Below are 3,021 nucleotides of genomic sequence, written 5' to 3'. Positions count from 1 at the left end.
CGCCGCCGGCCTGGTGATCGCGACGGCGGGCGTCCCGGTGGCGTACCTGATCGACGTCGCGACCTTCCTGGTCTCGATCGCGCTGCTCGCCGCCGTCCGCCCGGTGCCGTCCGAGCGGGACGCCGAGGCGCCGCAGTGGCGCGAGTTCACCGAGGGCGCCCGGTACGCGGCCCGCAGGCCCGACCTGCTCGGCACCTACCTGGCCGACCTCGCGGCCACCGTCTTCGCCCTGCCCACCGCACTCTTCCCCTTCCTCGCACGGGAGTTGGACGCCGTGTGGGCACTCGGCCTGCTCTACTCGGCCTCGGCGGCGGGCAGCCTGCTCGCCGCCACCACCAGCGGCTGGACGCAACGCGTGCACCGGCACGGCCGCTTCGTGCTGCTCTCCGCCGCGCTGGTCGGCATCGCGATGGTCGGCGCCGCCGCCGTGCCGAACCTGTGGACCGTCCTCCTGTGCCTCGCCGTCGCGGGCGCCGCGAACTGGGCCGGCGACACCTTCCGCAGCGCGATCTGGAACCAGTCCATTCCGGACGAACTCCGGGGCCGCGCCGCCGGACTGGAGATGCTCATCGGCTCCGCAGGACCGGCCCTCGGCGACCTGCGCGCCGGCGGACTCGCCACCCGGCAGGGCATCCGGGCGGCGCTTCGCACCGGCGGACTCCTATGCCTGACCAGCGCCGCCGCCCTCTCGGCCGCCCTGCCCGCCCTCTGGCGCTACGACCAGCGCACCGACCCTCACGTGCAGGCCGTCCGCGCGTCCGCGCAGGCCGAAGAAGCCGCACGGTGAAACCGACACACCACCCGGGCAGGTCACCGCATCGCACCGGCTCGGAAGTGCCCGCTTGCCCAACATCGGCGGCGCTCCCGCTCAACCCGATTGACGTGGACACGCCGCTCCGCTCGTGCAACCGTTGACCCCCTTCCCACCCGACGGTTGGCTCACCCCGAGCCGGCCGCCGGGGAGTCGATCGCGGCCCGCCGATCCCAGGGGAGGGATCGCGATGAACCGAGCACGCCCGACGCGCCACGTCCTGCGCGCCGCCTGCACGCTGGCCGCGGCGGCACCGGCCGTGTCGGCCGCCGCGCCCGCGCACGCCGACGCGCCGACCGGCGTCACCGAACGGGTGACGGTCAGCGCCCCGGGCACCCAGCCCAACGGCGCCTCGACCGCCCGGGGCCTGAGCGCGGACGGCCCCTTCGCCGTCTTCACCTCCAACGCCTCCAACCTCCTGCCCGGCAGCGGCAACGGCAACGGCAACGGCCGCTCCAAGGTCTTCGTCCGCGACCTGTGGACGGGCAAGGTCGAACGGGAGGACGTCAGCACCGCGGGCGCCGACGCCGACCTCGCGCAGCCCGCCCCCACGACGGGCAGCCGACCGCGGATCCTCAAGCCCCACAGCTACCGTTCCAATTAAGTGAGCAGGAGTGAGTCTTGGACCCAGGTCTGATCACTGCGTGCATCCCGAACGGTGTTGGATGCCCGACTGGTCGCCCGCGTTCTCGTGGTCCCCGCCCGGGCGCGCAACTCGCGGCTACGGTCCATGGCGGGGTGGCGGGTTTCCTCACGCCCCCAAACGCCTGGTCCGGCCTGGACGGTCCGATGCCCACGACGATCACTCCGGTCGTCGTGGGGCGGTGCCTCCCCCAGCCTCCGGCCGGGGGGACCCCCATGTCGCCGGATCGGGTGTCCGGGGGCGCGTCGCCCGTCGCCCGATCGCGATGCTCGCGGCATCGTGCCGGGTGGTCTTAGAGGGCATTTGATGTGGGCGGATTGCCCTTTATGCCCTAGTAGGTCCCTCGCCAGGTTGGTGTAGTCTCGTCCGTTATGCGCTTGGTGAGGTTGTCGATAGAGGCGATGTGGATCATGGCTTCGGAGCTGGCGGGCAGGGTCTCGTAGTCGCGAGCGAGGCGGCGGCGCAACATGAGCCATCCCAGACTTCGTTCGACTACCCAGCGTCTCTTCACGACGTGGAAGCCGCGGACGTCGGATTTTCTCGCGACGACTTCGACGTCGATTCCGAGGCCGGCTCCGTGCTCGATCATGGCGTTCTTGAAGCCGGTGTCGACCCAGCTCTTGGAGATGCTCGGGTAGGTTTTCTTGGCCTGGTTGAGGAGGTGGATTCCCAGGGTGTTCTCGGAGAGGCTCGCGGCGGTGACGGTGACGGCGAGGATCAGGCCGATGGTGTCGGTGAGTATGCCGCGCTTGCGGCCGACGATCTTCTTCGCGGCGTCCGTCCCCTGGCTGGTCAACGGCACGTTGGTGGAGGTCTTCACGCTCTGGGTGTCGATGACGGACGCGGTCGGTTCGGGCTTGCGGCCCTCTTTCACGCGAGCCAAGCCGGTCAGGTCGTAGTTGAGTTCCGCAAGGATTCCCTCGTCACGCCAGGCCGCGTAGTAGGCGTAGACGGTGCCGTGATTCGGGAAGTCGTGCGGGAGGTACTTCCAGGGGATTCCGGTGCGGTTGATGTAGAGGATCGCGTTGAAGACGTCGCGCAGTTCGACCTGGGCCGGCTTGCCGGTGGGCCTGCGGTCGAGTCGGGCTTTCCTCCATGCCGTGAGTTTCGGCTCGATCAGGGCCCATCGGGCGTCGGACAGGTCGCTGGGGTACGGCTTCCGCTGGCTCACGCCACAGCGTCGGCACGGATCGGGCGGAAGATCCCGTTCCGCAGTCTGTCGGGCGTTTCTGCGACTTCTTCAAATCAGACGGACTTCAAGGCATAGATGCGGGCGAGACGGACAGTCGATCCTCTGAGCTCAGGAGGGACGTTGTCCATCTACCGGACAGAACGTCACCAAGACGGCATGCGCATAAGCCACTTACCGGATCAACCATGCCAAAACGCCCACTCAGAGATTGTTCTGTGAGCCTTCGCCGGAGTTCAGCCTGGGATGACCGGCGTGGGGTTGGTGAGGGTGAACAGGCCGGGCTCGGGTTCTGTGAGGATGCCGCGGCTGACCAGGCGTTTCAGCTTGGCGCGGGTGCCTTCGGTGTGCCGTGGCTCGGCGTCAAGGCCGAGGGCT

3 protein-coding genes and 1 pseudogene are annotated in these 3,021 nt (G+C 69.4%); 2 read left to right on the top strand and 2 right to left on the bottom strand.

All coding sequences use genetic code 11. The features are described 5' to 3' along the window. On the top strand, positions 1 to 787 hold a 787-nt coding region (locus AB0O00_RS33995), incomplete at its 5' end, for an MFS transporter (protein WP_363658429.1). A gap of 214 nt (positions 788 to 1,001) precedes the next feature. Continuing rightward, positions 1,002 to 1,415: a hypothetical protein gene (locus AB0O00_RS33990; protein WP_363658427.1), complete on the top strand. Its 414-nt coding sequence runs from the start codon at positions 1,002 to 1,004 to the stop codon at positions 1,413 to 1,415. Here AB0O00_RS33990 and AB0O00_RS33985 read toward each other — a convergent pair. Both AB0O00_RS33985 and AB0O00_RS33980 read right to left on the bottom strand, forming a co-directional pair. Next, a pseudogene (locus AB0O00_RS33985) lies at positions 1,412 to 1,748 on the bottom strand (hypothetical protein); the annotation flags it as partial. The gene AB0O00_RS33990 and the pseudogene AB0O00_RS33985 overlap by 4 nt on opposite strands. Before the next feature lie 37 nt (positions 1,749 to 1,785). Then, complete coding sequence (locus AB0O00_RS33980; protein WP_363658425.1) at positions 1,786 to 2,625, bottom strand: IS5 family transposase; 840 nt, start codon at positions 2,623 to 2,625, stop codon at positions 1,786 to 1,788. Between the last annotated feature and the right edge of the window lie 396 nt (positions 2,626 to 3,021).

Origin of the sequence: Kitasatospora sp. NPDC093558 (assembly GCF_040683475.1) — a bacterium.
Taxonomy (GTDB): domain Bacteria; phylum Actinomycetota; class Actinomycetes; order Streptomycetales; family Streptomycetaceae; genus Kitasatospora.
Note: the sequence above shows the minus strand (reverse complement) of the source record. Positions and strands in the feature narration are given on the sequence as shown.

Coding starts and splice junctions, on each gene's coding strand:
- AB0O00_RS33990 (WP_363658427.1), top strand. CDS start 1,002: ATGAACCGAGCACGCCCGACGCGCCACGTCCTGCGCGCCGCCTGCACG.